The organism is Caulobacter sp. GW821-FHT11E10 (genome assembly GCF_058808375.1).
In genome coordinates, this window is sequence record NZ_JBXARP010000002.1 from 431,701 (window position 1) to 445,077 (window position 13,377).

The window sequence follows — 13,377 nt, forward strand, 5'->3', positions numbered from 1 at the left end:
TCAGCGTCAGTAGCCCGCATAGCGTCCAGGCTTATGGTTGGCGATGATCACCGCGCTCAGGGCCACGGCGCTGGCGATCGACAGCAGCAGCTTGTCGAAGCTGATGGTGAAGAAGGCGGCGGCGACCACCAGGCAGTCGGCGGCCAGCTGCACCTTGCCGGCGCTGATCCCGCGACGCTCCTGCAGATAGAGCGCCAGCACGCCGACCCCGCCGACGCTGGATCGGTGACGGGCCAAAGCCAGAATGCCCATGCCGATGATCGTGCCGCCGAACACCGCCGAGAACACCGGATCGACGCTTCCGACCTTCAGCCAGTAGGGCATGGCGAAGGCCAGGCCCGCCAGCAGGAGGTTGGTCGCCAGGGTCTTGGCCGTGAACGTCCAGCCCAGGGTGCGCTGGGCCAGGATGTAGAACGGCAGGTTCAGGACGAAGAACAGCACGCCCACCGGCCAGCCGCTCAGATACGAGACGATCAGCGCCACCCCGGCCACCCCGCCCGTCACCAGGCCGGCGGCCTTGAGCAACGTCAGGCCCACGGCGATGAAACTGGAGCCGATCAGAAGGGCGTGGACGTCCTCAAGGGCGGAATGGCGGTGCTGATTCATGCGGTCGGGACAGGCGTTCTGATCAGGGAAAACTCGTCCCCGCCTCGCCGTTCCCGCCCCTTTATCCGCCGAAGACGCTTCGGGGGCCGGCCAGAGTCAAAAAAACTGGACCGCCCGGCGTCTCTTTGGTCGCCTTCGCTTGATACAGCGCGGCCGGCGCGTCATATATCACTTTCTCGCGGCGCGCCCAGCGCGGTGCGCGCGCGTTCAGCTATACCTTCAATATCTACTCTTCACATCAACAGCCCCGGAGCCGCCCCTATTCGCCGTCCTATGCAAACGCCGCCCGTTAAAGACGGACCGCGTATCAACGATGAAATCCGCGTCCCCCGCGTCCTGCTGATCGACCAAAACGGCGAGAAGCAGGGTGAGATGCCGACCTCCTCCGCGCTTGAAGCGGCGGAAGAAGCTGGCATGGACCTGGTGGAAATCGTTCCGAACGCCAATCCGCCCGTCTGCAAGATCCTGGACTATGGCAAGTTCAAGTTCCAGGAGCAGAAGAAGAAGAACGAGGCGCGCAAGCGGCAGAAGGTGGTCGAGCTCAAGGAGATCAAACTCCGCCCGAACATCGACATCCACGACTACGAGGTTAAGGCCAAGGCCATGACCCGTTTCTTCGAGGAAGGCGACAAGGTGAAGGTCACCCTGCGCTTCCGCGGTCGTGAAATGGCGCACCCCGAGCTGGGCATGAAGCTGCTGCACAAGGTCAAGGCCGACTTCGACGAAGTCGCCAAGGTCGAGTACGAGCCGCGCATGGAAGGCCGGCAGATGATCATGATCCTGGCCCCGCGCTAGATCTGGTCTTCAGGCAGATATCGAAACGCCCCGGTCCTCGCGACCGGGGCGTTTTGCTTTGTCCGCCCGATCCGATTTCGAGCACCTCGACAGCCCCGCAGCCCCTGGTAGAGTTTCGCCAAGTAGGGGGATTCACGTGCTCAAGACCTTGTTCGCCGCCCTCGCGGCGTGCTCCGCCCTGATCGCCTCGCCGGCGCTGGCGGCTAAGCCCGACCTCGCCGTCTATGGCCGTCTGCCCAATGTCGAGGATGCGGCGATGTCGCCGGATGGCTCGAAGATGGCGATCATCGTCACCAACGGCGACCAGCGCTACCTCGCGATCCGTACGATCCAGGGCCAGTTGCTGAAGGGCGTCGTGGCCGGGACCACCAAGCTGCGCAGCATCGGCTGGGCCGGCGATCAACACGTGATCATCGTCGCCTCGCAGACCACCGCCGTATTCGGCCTGCAGGGTCCCAAGCGCGAATACTACTCGGCGATCGACTTCGACGTGGCCACCGGCAAGCTGAAGCCTCTGCTCCAGACCCAGAAGGACTCGATGAACGTCATCCTCGGCGCGCCGATGGTGCGGACGATCGATGGCGACCCGACCGTGTTCCTCGAAGGCGTCCACTTCGTCAACGACGTCGGCCTGGACATACTGTTCCAGATCAACCTGCGGACGGGCGCCACCCGCATGCTGGACTCCGGGGCAACCGAGGACACCGACGGCTGGCTGGTCGACGCCGCCGGCAAGCCGGTCGCCATGACCGCCTATGACAGCCGTCGCGGGAAATGGCTGCTGCGGCTGAGAAGCGATCGCTGGCGCACGATCGACGAGGCCGACACGCCGATGGGTTCGTATGGCCTCTCCGGCTTCGGCCGCGACGGCAAGTCGGTGCTGGTCTGGCGGACCACGGACGACAACAAGAGCGTGCTGCGCGAATACCATGCCGACGGGACCAAGGAAGATGTCGCCGAGGGGGCCGAGTTGGACGGCCTCCTGCACGACCCGGGCAGCTTGGCGCTGCTGGGCGGCTATCAGCTGAAGGGCGACGAACTCCGCTACATCTTCTTCGACAAGTCCAGCCAGGCGACCTGGAACGCCGTGGTCAAGGCGTTCGAGGGCGACCGCGTGACCCTGGCCTCTTGGTCGGCCAACCGGCGCAAGGTTATCGTGGTCGTCGACTCCGCCACCCTGGGCCCGGCCTACGCCCTGGTGGACCTGGACGCCAAGAGCGCCAGCTTCCTGGGTTCGGTCCATCAGGGCCTGACGCCCGAGGGCGTCTCGCCGGTCCGCTCGATCAAGTACAAGGCCGCCGATGGGCTGGAGATCAGCGGCTACCTGACCCTGCCGCAAGGTCGCGATCCGAAGAACTTGCCGCTGATCGTCCTGCCGCACGGCGGCCCAGAAGGTCGCGACGCACCTGGCTTCAACTGGTGGAGCCAGGCCCTGGCCTCGCGCGGCTACGCCGTCCTGCAACCGAATTTCCGAGGGTCGGAGGGCTTCGGCTGGGACTTTATCAAGGCCGGCTTCGGCGAGTGGGGCAAGAAGATGCAGACCGACCTATCGGACGGCGTCCGCCATCTCGCCAAGCAGGGGATCGTCAATCCCAAACGGGTCTGCATCGTCGGGGCCAGCTATGGCGGCTACGCGGCGCTCGCCGGCGCGACCCTGGACAAAGGTGTCTACCGCTGCGCCGTGTCGGTGGCCGGCCCGTCGGATCTCAAGCGGTTCCTGCTGACCAACATCCGCAACAGCAATGGCGAGATTGGCGCCTCCCAGCGCTACTGGTTGCGGTTCATGGGCGCGGACGGCGCCCGCGACCCCGACCTTGCCGCCCTCTCGCCCGCCCAGCAGGCCTCCGGCGTCGACATCCCCGTGCTGCTGATCCACGGCAAGGACGACACCGTGGTCCGCTACGACCAGAGCCAGGCGATGGCCGACGCTCTGCGGAGGGCCGGAAAGCCGGTGAACTTCGTCACCCTGGACGGCGAGGACCATTGGCTCTCGCGCGGCGGGTCGCGACTGAAGATGCTGACCGAGACCGTCGCCTTCGTCGAACAACACAACCCGCCCGATTGAACCCGCGCGGCCCCGCCGTCTCGACGTGGGTCCCCATGGGGCGCCGGAAGGGTCGCCAAGCTGGAGGTTCGAGCGTAAACCGCCCGTCCTGATGTCCGAACCCGCCCACAGCAATCGCGCCCTGGCCGTCCTGCTCCTGGTTGTCTTCATCAACCTGGTGGGCTTCGGCGTGGTCATCCCGCTGCTGCCGTTCTACGCCAAGTCGATGAACGCGGCGCCGTGGCAGGTGACGACGATGTTCGCCTGCTACAGCCTCGGCCAATTCTTCGGCGAACCGTTCTGGGGACGCCTGTCGGACCGGATCGGCCGGCGGCCGGTCCTGATCGTCACCATCCTGGCCAACACCCTGGCCTATATCGCCCTGGCCTTCGCGCCGAACATCTGGATCGCCATGGCCGTGCGGCTGCTCGGCGGCTTCGGTAGCGGCAACATCTCGACGATCCAGGGCTACATGGCCGACGTCACCCCGCCCGAGAAGCGGGCCGGGCGCATGGGCCTGCTGGGCTCGGCCTTCGGCGCGGGCTTTGTCATCGGCCCGGCCCTGGTCATCGTCATCCACCCGGGTGCGGGGCACCTGGGCTACCAGCTGCCGCTGTTCCTGGCCGCCGCCATGGCGGCGACCGCCGCCGTGGGCGTTATCCTGTTCGTCAGCGAAAGCCGCGCGCCGTCCGCGCCCGGAACGCCCCAGGTTCACCGGCGCGAGGCCCTGGCCGCCGCGGCCGCCCACCCGATCCTGTCGCGCGTGCTGCTGGTGACCCTGGTCTCGACCGGCGCCTTCGCGGGGATGGAGTCGGTGTTCGGCCTCTATGCCGACGTTCGTTTCGGCTGGGGCGCCAGCCAGGTGGCCGCCTGCTTCGCGCTGATCGGGATCATCGCCTCGGTGGGCCAGGGCCTGCTGACCGGGCGGCTGGCGCGGCGTTTCGGAGAGGGGCGCGTGCTGGCCACGGGCCTGTCGATCATCGCCCTCAGCCTGCTGATCACCCCGTTCGTGGCGATTCCCGCCCTGGCCGTCGTGGCCGTCGGCTGCACCGCCTTTGGCCAGTCCCTCGTCTTCCCATGCGTGGCCGCGCTGATCTCGCGCGCCAGCCCACCGGACCGCCAGGGACAGATGCTGGGCCTGAACATGGCCGCGGGCTCACTGGCCCGCATCGGCGGCCCGCTGCTGGCCGGCCCGCTGTTCGGCCTGACGATCGGCGGCCCCTACTGGTTCGGCGCGGCCCTGATGCTGCCGGCCATCGGCCTGGCCCTGGTGATTGTCCACAGGACGAAGGCGGCGGCCTAGACTTCCCGGCTGGACAGTCGAAAATCGCAACCCTACCGTGCCGCCCCTGTCTTGGGGGACGTTAATGTTGAAATTGTTCGCGGCCGCGTCGATGGCGCTGGCCCTGTGCGTTGGCGCGGCCGAAGCCGCGGCTCCGCTGGAGGCCTATGGCCGCCTCCCCGCCATCGAGAGCGTGCAAATCTCGCCCGACGGCGCGGCGATCGCCCTGATCGCCTCGATCAACGACGAGCGGCACGTCATCGTGCGGTCGCTGACCGGCCAGGTGTTGGCCTCCGCGACAATCGGCTTTCGCAAGGTGCGGGACGTGCAGTGGGCCGACGCCGATCACGTGCTGATCGTCGTCTCCACGACCTCGGCGATCGACGGGGTCAGCTATGTTCGTGAGAACGGCCAGGTCGTCAGCCTGAACATCCGTGACGGAAAGCTTCAGCAGTTGCCGGCCAAGGCCCTGGACACCGTTCTAAACGTGGTGGCGGGTCGGCTGCAGCCGGGCGTGGATGGCAAGGAGGCGGTGCTCTACACGCCGCTCTACGTCACCGACAAAGACAACATGCAGTACCGCTCCGGCCACCTCGACCTGTTCAGAATCGATCTGGACACCGGCGTCGCTCGCCGTGTGCAGATGGGCGACAGCGAGACCTATGACTATCTGGCCAGGGCCGACGGCGCCGTGCTCGCCAAGGCCAGCTATCGCGAGCGCGGACAACTGGACGCGGCTAGTTGGACCCTGGCGCTGCGTAAGGGCGGTGGCTGGCAGACGGTCTTCTCGACGAACGACGCGGTCGACTTCCCGGACCTCTGGGGCGTAACGCCGGATGGCCAAGCCGTCATCATCGACACCTGGGATGAGACCGCCAAGATCTGGCGTCCGACTCCTGTCGCGCTCGCTGACGGCAAGATCGGCGCTTTCATCGGGCCAGCGCGCGAACAGGGAGGCGTCGTGGGCCCGGACGGCGTTGTCCTAGCCTTCACCCGCGCTCAAGGCGACTTCTACGAATACGATTTCCAGGACCCGAGGATGAAGGCGATCTGGCCGGCATTCCGCAACGCGTTCAAGGGCCAGCAGGTGACGCTGTCGTCATGGACCCCGGACTTCCGAAAGCTGATCCTGTTCGTCAGCGGCGTAACAAACGCCGGCGGCTACTATCTGGCCGACACCGTGACCAAGCGGGTCGACCCGATCGGCTCGGCCTACCCGAAGATCGCGGCGGCGGATGTCTCGACGATCCGGGTGGTGCGCTACCCGGCGACCGACGGCCTGGAGATCGAGGGCGTGCTCACCCTGCCCAAGGGCAAGCCCGAAGCTGGTCTGCCCCTGGTCGTGCTGCCGCATGGCGGTCCACGCGCCAAGGATGATGCGACCTTCGACTGGTGGGCGCAGGCGCTCGCTTCGCGCGGCTACGCGGTCCTCCAGCCCAACTTCCGAGGCTCGACGGGATATGGACCGGCCTTCAAGGAGGCCGGCTATGGCGAATGGGGCGCTAAGATGCAGACCGACGTCTCGGACGGTGTCGCCTATCTCGCCAAACAGGGAACCATCGATCCCAAACGGGTGTGCATTGTAGGGGCCAGCTACGGCGGCTACGCGGCCTTGGCCGGGGTGACGCTGCAGAAGGGCGTCTATCGCTGCGCCGTCTCGGTGGCTGGCGTGTCGGACCTCGGCAAGATGATGACCGACGACAGCCTGCGCTACGGCGAGCGCAGCGCTCGTGTCCGCGACATGAAGCGGCTGTTCGGGACCGAGACCGCGACGGATCCCAAGCTCGACGCCCGGTCGCCTGCGACCCAAGCGGCCCGGTCCGACGCCCCGATTCTGCTGATTCACGGCAAGGACGACACCGTCGTGCCGATCGCCCACAGCCAGAAGATGGCCAATGCCTTGAAGAGCGCCGGCAAGCCTTACGAGTTCGTGGTCCTGGATGGCGAAGACCACTGGCTGTCCACCAGCGCCACGCGGCTCCAGATGCTGGGCGCCGCCGTGACCTTCCTGGAAAAGAACAATCCGCCGAACTGAGACCGGGGATCCGAACGGTGTTCGGGGAGAGGATGCTTGCGTTGTCTCCCCGTTTCGCCTACTAACCCCGCCTTTCCGGAACCGCCTGGCCAATTGGCATGCCATGGCGGTTCGTCTTGCTATCCCAGAGGACGGGGCGAAAGCTCCGACGCGAAATGCCTAAGTTGAAGACCAAGTCGGGCGCTAAGAAGCGCTTCAAGATCACGGCCACGGGTAAGCTGAAAGCCGGCGTCGCCGGCAAGCGCCACCGTCTGATCGGCCACAACGGCAAGTACATCCGCCAAAACCGCGGAACGAAGGTGATGAGCGAGGCTGACGCCAAGACCATCCGTTCGTACCTGCCCTACGGCCTTTAAGAGGAGCGCTGACACATGGCTCGCGTCAAACGGGGCGTTACCGCCCACGCCAAGCACAAGAAGGTTCTTGAGCAGGCGAAAGGCTTCTACGGCCGCCGCAAGAACACCATCCGCACCGCCAAGGCCGCCGTCGATAAGGCCGGCCAATACGCGTACCGTGACCGCAAGGTGCGCAAGCGCGCCTTCCGCTCGCTGTGGATCCAACGCATCAACGCCGGTGCTCGCCTCGAAGGCTTCACCTACTCGCAGTTTATCCACGGCCTGGACGTGGCGAACATCGAGATGGACCGCAAGGTCCTGGCCGATATCGCGGGCAACGACCCGGCTGCGTTCAAGGCTATCGCTGACAAGGTCCGCGCCGCCTTGGCTTAAGGATATCTGGGCTTCTTGAAGTCCAATCGATCCTGAAAAGCCCTCCGGTGCGAACCGGAGGGCTTTTTGCTGCGCGTTTCCTTGGCGCGGCGGGACGCTTCCCGGTTCCAACCGCCCCCAAAACCGCCTAGACGGATGCCCGTCATGACCGATCTCAACACTCTCGAATCCGACGTTCTGGCCCAGGTGGCTGGCGCGGCCGACCTCCAAGCGCTCGACGCCGTCCGCGTGGCCGCCGTCGGCAAGACTGGCTCGATCTCGGGCCTGCTCAAGACCTTGGGCGCCATGAGCCCCGAGGAGCGCAAGACCCGGGGCGCGGCGATCAACGCCTTGCGCGACAAGGTCGCCGAGGCCATCGCCGACAGGAAGGCCGTCCTGGAGGCCGCCGAACTGGACGCGCGCCTGGCCAGCGAGACCCTGGACCTGTCCCTGCCCGCCCCGCATCGCCGCAAGGGCAGCGTCCACCCGACCATGCAGACCATGGACGAGATGGTCGCCATCTTCGCCGAGATGGGCTTCGCCGTGGCCGAAGGTCCGGACATCGAGGACGACTTCCACAATTTCACGGCCCTGAACTTCCCCGAGAAGCACCCGGCCCGCGAGATGCACGACACCTTCTTCTTCAACACGAAGGAGACGGGCGAGCGCATGCTGCTGCGCACCCACACCAGCCCCGTGCAGGTGCGGACCATGGTGTCGCAGAAGCCGCCGATCCGCATCATCGCGCCGGGCCGCACCTATCGCGTGGACAACGACGCCACCCACACCCCGGTATTCCACCAGGTCGAGGGCCTGGTGATCGACAAGGGCATCCACATGGGCCACCTGAAGTGGACCCTGGAGACCTTCCTGGCCCGGTTCTTCGAGACCGACGCGGTGACCACCCAGTTCCGCCCGCACCACTTCCCGTTCACCGAGCCGTCGGCCGAGATGGACGTGCAGTGCGACCGCACCGGCGGCGAGATCAAGATCGGCCAGGGCACGTCGTGGCTCGAGATCCTGGGCTGCGGCATGGTTCACCCGAACGTGCTGCGCGCCTGCGGCATCGATCCGGACGAGTACCAGGGCTTCGCCTTCGGCATGGGCGTCGATCGCCTGGGCATGCTGAAATACGGCATGCCGGACCTGCGCGACATGTGGTCGTCGGACGTCCGCTGGCTGGCCCACTACGGCTTCAGCGCCTTCGCCGCGCCGAACCCGGCCTCGGGCCTCAGCTGATGAGCGGCCAATCGTTCCAGCCGGGCGGCCGCCCGGGCCGCATCCCGACGGACGCCAACGCGGCGCTGTTCGAGAACGTCGACATCTCGCTGTTCGACCTCTACCGGACGGTGCTGGCCAAGGGCGAGAGCGTGATCCGCGACCGCACGTTCCGGAACTGCCGGATCGAAGGTCCGGTGGTGATGCTGGTGCGTCCGGGCACGACGTTCGACGCCACTGATTTCGGCCCTACCGAGGGCGACATTCGCAACATCGTTCTGCGGCCCGCTGGTCCGGAGAGGGTGATCGGGGCGATCCCCGTCGAGAACTGCGCGTTCGAGCGCTGCCAGTTCCAGGGCGTCGGGTTCACCGGCGCCGAACCCTTCCTGCAGCAGGTCCTGGCTCTGGATACGCACTGATGAAATTCACCCTGTCCTGGCTCAAGGACCACCTTGAGACCACCGCCACCGTCCCCGAGATCGTCGCGGCCATGACCATGGCCGGGCTCGAGGTCGAGCACGTGATCGATCCGGCGACCAAGCTGGCCCCGTTCACGGTCTGCAAGATCGTCGAGGCCGCGCGCCACCCCAACGCCGACCGCCTCCAGGTCTGCCAGGTCGACACGGTCGACGGCCGCAAGGAGATCGTCTGCGGCGCGCCCAACGCTCGTCCCGGCCTGACCACCATCTACGCCCCGATCGGCGCCTATGTGCCCGGCCTGGACGTGACCCTGGTCGAGAAGCCGGTGCGCGGCGTCGTGTCGAACGGCATGCTCTGCTCGGCCGCCGAGCTGGAATACGCCAGCGAGAGCGACGGCATCATGGAGCTGCCCGACGCCCTGCCGGTCGGCGCGTCGGCCGTGGACGCCCTGGGCCTGGAAGCCGTCATTGACTTCGAGGTCACGCCGAACCGCCCCGACTGGCTGGGCGTCGCCGGCATCGCCCGCGACCTGGCGGCCGCCGGGGTGGGCAAGCTGAAGGACCTGTCGATCGCGTCGATCCCGGGAACCTTCGCCTCGCCGATCACCGTCAAGGTCGACGGCGACGCCTGCCCGGCCTTCGCCGGCCGCTATATCCGCGGCGTCAAGAACGGTCCCTCGCCGAAGTGGCTGGCCGACCGCCTGACCGCCATCGGGCTGCGCCCGATCAGCACCCTGGTGGATATCACCAACCTGATCACCTACGACCGCGCCCGCCCGCTGCACGTCTATGACGTCGCCAAGCTGTCGGGGACGGTGATCTCCACGCGCCTGGGCCGCCACGGCCAGAACGGCGACGAGCACCTGATCGCGCTGGACGGCAAGACCTACGAACTGACGCCCGAGATGTCGGTGATCGCCGACGCCAACGGCGAGCGGCCGATCGGCCTGGGCGGCGTGATGGGCGGCGAGAGCACCGGCTGCTCGGACGACACCGTCGACGTCTTCGTCGAGAGCGCCTGGTTCGACCCGATCCGCACGGCCCAGACCGGCCGCGCCACCGGCATCGCCAGCGACGCCCAGTACCGCTTCGCCCGCACCGTCGACACCGGCTCGCTGGTTCCCGGCATCGAGCTGGCCACTAAGCTGATCCTGGACCTCTGCGGCGGCGAGCCGTCGGAAGTCGTCTTCGTCGGCGAACTGCCGGCCGCCCCGGGCCCGATCCTGTTCGACCCGGCCTATGTCGGCCAGCTGTCGGGCCTGGAGATCGAGCCCGAGAAGTCGCTGAAGATCCTGACCGACCTCGGCTTCAAGCTGGACGCCCCCAAGGATGTCTCGCCGACCGAGTTCGCCACCCATGCCGAGAGCGCGGTCTGCGTGACCCCGCCCACCTTCCGCCGTGACGTGGAAGGCAAGGCCGACCTGGTGGAAGAAGTCGCCCGCATCGCCGGCTACGGCGCCCTGCCCTCGACGCCGCTGCCGGAAGTCGGACGCGCCGTCGGCGGCGTGCTGACCGCCAAGCAGGCTCGCGGCCGTATGGCGCGCCGCGCCCTGGCGGCCGCCGGCTATGCCGAGGCCGTGACCTTCAGCTTCACCAGCCGCAAGACGGCCGCCCTGTTCGGCGGCGGTCAGCCCGAGTTGCTGCTCGCCAATCCGATCGCCTCGGAGCTGGACTGCATGCGCCCGTCGCTGCTGCCCAACCTGATCGAGGCGGCCGGCCGCAATGCGCGCCAGGGCTTCCCCGACGCGGCCCTGTTCGAGATCGGCCCGACCTTCCACGGCGAGCGCCCGAACGACCAGCGCACCGTGGTCTCGGCCATCCTGGTTCCGAAGGCCCCGCGCGGCTGGGACAAGGCGGCGCAAGGCGATGTGTTCACGGTGAAGGCCGACCTGCTGGCCCTGCTGGAAGAGCTGGGCGCGCCGGTCGCTTCGCTGCAGACGGCGCAGGGCTCGGCCTCGCCCTGGTGGCATCCGGGCCGCTCGGCGCGCCTGCAACTGGGCCCCAAGGCGGTGATGGCCGAGTTCGGCGAGATCCACCCGGCGGTCCTGAAGGCTCTGGACGTGGCCGGCCCGGTCTTCGGCTTCGAGATCACCCTGGAGGCGATCCCCGAGCCGAAGAAGAAGTCGATCAAGTCGCGCCCGGCCTTCTCGCCCTCGGCCCTGATGCCTCTGACCCGCGACTTCGCCTTCCTGGTCGAAAAGGCCAAGCCGGCGGGCGACCTGGTCAAGGCCGCCGTCGGCGCCGACAAAGCGCTGATCACGGCCGCGCGCGTATTCGACGTCTATGAGGGTCCCGGCGTGCCGGAAGGCTTCAAGTCGGTGGCCATCGAGGTGGTCGTGCAGCCGCGCGAAGCCACCCTCACCGACGCCGAGATCGAGGCCCTGTCGGCCAAGGTCCTGGCGGCGGCCGAAAAGGTCGGCGGCAAGCTGCGGTCGTAAGACCTAAATCCTCCCCCTAGCGGGGGAGGTGTCCGCAAAGCGGACGGAGGGGGAAGTTCTGCGCGCTTGCGACTTCCCCCTCCATCGTCCCCGCAGGCCGACACCTCCCCCGCTAGGGGAGGATTGCTGAGTTTCTGGGCGCCGCGCCCTCACCCGGGCAAAACCCGCCTCCCCCGCGACCGATCGCCTCCCGAACAGGCAAGACCTTGCGCGATCCGAAACGTCACGCTACCTGTAACAAGCGCTAACTGGATTCATCGCTTCCACATGCAATCGACCTTCGCCTTTGCCGCCTTTGCTGCCACCGGCCTCGCCGCTGTGGTCGCGATGTCGTGCGTGGCGATGTGGAGCATGATTAACAACCAGATTAAAACCGTTCCCATTCGGACGGGGCAAATTCGGCGCAAGCGGTAGGAACCCTACCCACCAAACAGCCGAAGGATCGCAAGATCTCCAAAAAGCCCCGCTCCCACGAGCGGGGTTTTTTGTTGCGCGGTTCCTCGGTCCTCAAAGTCTCTCAAGCAAGGACCAACCACCAATGAGCTACCTGCCCTCTCCACCCGCTTTCCATAGCGACCAGGACGGGATCACCGTCCATCAGCTGCTGCTGGCCGCCCAGGACGCCCCGAGCGCGCTCGACGCCGTCCGCCAGGGCCTGGCCGACAGCGGCGCCGAACTGTGCGGCCTGACCCTGAAGCCCGTGGGTCAGATCGTCGAAGCCAGCTTGCGCGTCCGTCACCTGGGCGACCAGGCCGCCCGCCTGCTGGCCCGCGACCTCGCCGCCTGGCCTGGCGTGAGCTCGGCCTCGGTAGAGCACCAGTGGGTGCGACCGTGAGCCTCGCCGAAGACTCGAAACCGGACGACGACGCCCTTGCTGGTCTTCGGCGCCGTCTCTTCCTCGTCACCGCCGACGACACGCCTGACGCCCTCATGCGGGTGTTAAACGTGGCGTCGGTGCAGCAGACCCGCCTGCGCGCCCTGTCCGCCGCTCCCGAGGGCCAGCACCTGGCCATTAGGCTCGAGATCGACGACCAGGGCGACGCCCGGGCCGAGGTGCTGGCGTCGCGGCTGTCGGCCTGTCCGTCGGTGCGCGGCGTCGGCTTCGGTTGGCGGGCGTAACCTTTCGGACTTTCCGTGCGTATCTAGGACGACACCCCGCGTGAAAGAGTCCTCGATGCGCCGCTTCCTCGTCACCCTCGCCGCGACCTTCGCCATGTTCGGCCTGACCAACGCCTTCGCCGCGACGCCGAAACCCGCCAAGACGGAGACCGCTGTCTTCGCCGGCGGCTGCTTCTGGTGCATGGAGCACGACATGCAGGGCGTGCCGGGCGTCATCAAGGTCGAGAGCGGCTACACCGGCGGCCACGTCAAGAATCCGACCTATCGGGACGTCACCAGCGAGACCAGCGGCCACTACGAGGCCGTGCGCGTCACCTACGACCCCGCCAAGCTGGAATATGGCTTCCTGCTCTATCGGTACTGGAAGCTGGTCGACCCCACCGACGACGGGGGTCAATTCTGCGATCGCGGCCCGTCGTATCGCCCCGCCGTCTTCGTCTCCCCCGCCCAGCGCCCGATCGCCGAGAAGTCCCGCGCCGAGGCCGCCAAGCGCCTGAAGATGGGCTCGATGAAGGCCCAGATCCTGGACCTGAAGACCTTCTATCCGGCCGAGGAATACCACCGCGACTACGCCAAGCGGCACGCGCTGGACTACAATCTCTACCGCACCGGCTGCGGGCGGGACGCCCGCCTTAAGCAAGTTTGGGGCGGCTAAGCCGCCCCAAGGGCGGGACGCTCGCCTTAGGCAGATCTGGGGCGGCTAAGCCCAACCCC

At 67.2% G+C, this 13,377-nt stretch carries 14 protein-coding genes; 13 read left to right on the top strand and 1 reads right to left on the bottom strand.

From position 1 onward, the window contains the following. Positions 1-6: 6 nt before the first annotated feature. Positions 7-606 carry a YitT family protein gene (locus tag AC1RRV_RS05100; protein ID WP_492858495.1) on the bottom strand — a complete coding sequence of 200 codons (600 nt, stop codon included), beginning with the start codon at positions 604-606 and terminating at the stop codon, positions 7-9. A gap of 273 nt (positions 607-879) precedes the next feature. Between AC1RRV_RS05100 and infC the strand changes: the two genes are divergently transcribed. The 13 genes from infC to msrA all read left to right on the top strand — a co-directional run bounded on the left by infC (position 880) and on the right by msrA (position 13,318). Then, complete coding sequence (gene infC / locus AC1RRV_RS05105; protein WP_492858496.1) at positions 880-1,401, top strand: translation initiation factor IF-3; 522 nt, start codon at positions 880-882, stop codon at positions 1,399-1,401. A gap of 136 nt (positions 1,402-1,537) precedes the next feature. Further along, on the top strand, positions 1,538-3,466 hold the full coding sequence (locus AC1RRV_RS05110) for an alpha/beta hydrolase family protein (protein WP_492858497.1): 1,929 nt from the start codon (positions 1,538-1,540) through the stop codon (positions 3,464-3,466). Between the two features lie 91 nt (positions 3,467-3,557). Further along, entirely contained in the window at positions 3,558-4,748 is a 1,191-nt protein-coding gene (locus AC1RRV_RS05115) for an MFS transporter (RefSeq protein ID WP_492858498.1), read from the top strand. A gap of 64 nt (positions 4,749-4,812) precedes the next feature. Beyond that, a complete protein-coding gene (locus tag AC1RRV_RS05120; protein WP_492858499.1) occupies positions 4,813-6,762 on the top strand; it encodes a S9 family peptidase in 1,950 nt (649 codons plus the stop codon). 155 nt (positions 6,763-6,917) lie between these two features. Next, on the top strand, positions 6,918-7,118 hold the full coding sequence (rpmI, locus tag AC1RRV_RS05125) for a 50S ribosomal protein L35 (RefSeq protein ID WP_018061454.1): 201 nt from the start codon (positions 6,918-6,920) through the stop codon (positions 7,116-7,118). 15 nt (positions 7,119-7,133) lie between these two features. Next, positions 7,134-7,490 carry a 50S ribosomal protein L20 gene (gene rplT / locus AC1RRV_RS05130; protein ID WP_492082977.1) on the top strand — a complete coding sequence of 119 codons (357 nt, stop codon included), beginning with the start codon at positions 7,134-7,136 and terminating at the stop codon, positions 7,488-7,490. Positions 7,491-7,634: 144 nt separating this feature from the next. Next, positions 7,635-8,708: a phenylalanine--tRNA ligase subunit alpha gene (pheS, locus tag AC1RRV_RS05135; RefSeq protein WP_492858500.1), complete on the top strand. Its 1,074-nt coding sequence runs from the start codon at positions 7,635-7,637 to the stop codon at positions 8,706-8,708. Beyond that, complete coding sequence (locus AC1RRV_RS05140) at positions 8,708-9,106, top strand: hypothetical protein (protein ID WP_492858501.1); 399 nt, start codon at positions 8,708-8,710, stop codon at positions 9,104-9,106. Before pheS ends, AC1RRV_RS05140 begins: the two co-directional genes overlap by 1 nt. Beyond that, positions 9,106-11,544, top strand: coding sequence for a phenylalanine--tRNA ligase subunit beta (gene pheT, locus AC1RRV_RS05145; RefSeq protein ID WP_492858502.1), 2,439 nt, complete (start codon positions 9,106-9,108; stop codon positions 11,542-11,544). The genes AC1RRV_RS05140 and pheT overlap by 1 nt, the downstream gene beginning before the upstream one ends. A gap of 267 nt (positions 11,545-11,811) precedes the next feature. Next, a complete protein-coding gene (locus tag AC1RRV_RS05150) occupies positions 11,812-11,958 on the top strand; it encodes a hypothetical protein (RefSeq protein WP_492858503.1) in 147 nt (48 codons plus the stop codon). Between the two features lie 124 nt (positions 11,959-12,082). Then, positions 12,083-12,379 (top strand): hypothetical protein, encoded by a 297-nt coding sequence (locus tag AC1RRV_RS05155; protein WP_492858504.1) that lies wholly within the window; start codon positions 12,083-12,085, stop codon positions 12,377-12,379. Continuing rightward, entirely contained in the window at positions 12,364-12,663 is a 300-nt protein-coding gene (locus AC1RRV_RS05160) for an ACT-like domain-containing protein (RefSeq protein WP_492858505.1), read from the top strand. Before AC1RRV_RS05155 ends, AC1RRV_RS05160 begins: the two co-directional genes overlap by 16 nt. A gap of 55 nt (positions 12,664-12,718) precedes the next feature. Continuing rightward, a complete protein-coding gene (gene msrA, locus AC1RRV_RS05165; RefSeq protein ID WP_492858506.1) occupies positions 12,719-13,318 on the top strand; it encodes a peptide-methionine (S)-S-oxide reductase MsrA in 600 nt (199 codons plus the stop codon). Positions 13,319-13,377 lie beyond the last annotated feature (59 nt).

Bases quoted from the DNA above. Each gene is read 5' to 3' on its own strand.
- AC1RRV_RS05100 (WP_492858495.1), bottom strand. From the start codon at position 606: ATGAATCAGCACCGCCATTCCGCCCTTGAGGACGTCCACGCCCTTCTG.
- infC (WP_492858496.1), top strand. From the start codon at position 880: ATGCAAACGCCGCCCGTTAAAGACGGACCGCGTATCAACGATGAAATC.
- AC1RRV_RS05115 (WP_492858498.1), top strand. From the start codon at position 3,558: ATGTCCGAACCCGCCCACAGCAATCGCGCCCTGGCCGTCCTGCTCCTG.
- AC1RRV_RS05120 (WP_492858499.1), top strand. From the start codon at position 4,813: ATGTTGAAATTGTTCGCGGCCGCGTCGATGGCGCTGGCCCTGTGCGTT.
- rpmI (WP_018061454.1), top strand. From the start codon at position 6,918: ATGCCTAAGTTGAAGACCAAGTCGGGCGCTAAGAAGCGCTTCAAGATC.
- rplT (WP_492082977.1), top strand. From the start codon at position 7,134: ATGGCTCGCGTCAAACGGGGCGTTACCGCCCACGCCAAGCACAAGAAG.
- pheS (WP_492858500.1), top strand. From the start codon at position 7,635: ATGACCGATCTCAACACTCTCGAATCCGACGTTCTGGCCCAGGTGGCT.
- AC1RRV_RS05140 (WP_492858501.1), top strand. From the start codon at position 8,708: ATGAGCGGCCAATCGTTCCAGCCGGGCGGCCGCCCGGGCCGCATCCCG.
- pheT (WP_492858502.1), top strand. From the start codon at position 9,106: ATGAAATTCACCCTGTCCTGGCTCAAGGACCACCTTGAGACCACCGCC.
- AC1RRV_RS05150 (WP_492858503.1), top strand. From the start codon at position 11,812: ATGCAATCGACCTTCGCCTTTGCCGCCTTTGCTGCCACCGGCCTCGCC.
- AC1RRV_RS05155 (WP_492858504.1), top strand. From the start codon at position 12,083: ATGAGCTACCTGCCCTCTCCACCCGCTTTCCATAGCGACCAGGACGGG.
- msrA (WP_492858506.1), top strand. From the start codon at position 12,719: ATGCGCCGCTTCCTCGTCACCCTCGCCGCGACCTTCGCCATGTTCGGC.